The sequence below is a fragment of the Neisseria sp. P0009.S008 genome (assembly GCF_051958615.1).
Classification (GTDB): Bacteria; Pseudomonadota; Gammaproteobacteria; order Burkholderiales; family Neisseriaceae; genus Neisseria; species Neisseria subflava.
Genome location: NZ_JBQCVG010000067.1, coordinates 1 through 269 on the forward strand (window position 1 = coordinate 1; position 269 = coordinate 269).

At 48.0% G+C, this 269-nt stretch carries 1 protein-coding gene; it reads right to left on the bottom strand.

The window, feature by feature from the left end; translation table 11 throughout:
* A partial coding sequence (locus ACTHSQ_RS11285; protein ID WP_440375958.1) for a hypothetical protein occupies positions 1 to 269 on the bottom strand: 269 nt, incomplete at both ends.

Consider the following 269-nt stretch of genomic DNA (forward strand, 5'->3'; position numbering starts at 1 on the left):
CAAAAAAAGCGTCGGTCGCCATGCTCGCACCAAACGTGCGGGCAATTACCGCATCACGCAAAAAACCAAGTATGCGCGACAGCATTGTTAAGCTACCGACCCTTGCCAAAGCCCCTAACAAGTTCATCCGTTTTATTCCTTCAAAAGTCCAGACGTCGTCTGAAAGCGCGTATTGTACGACAGAATATACAAATCTAGGCAAATCGGTATCCCAACAGGCAAACATATAGCGGATGAACACCCCCTGCTTCGTTGCCTGTTCCTTATGT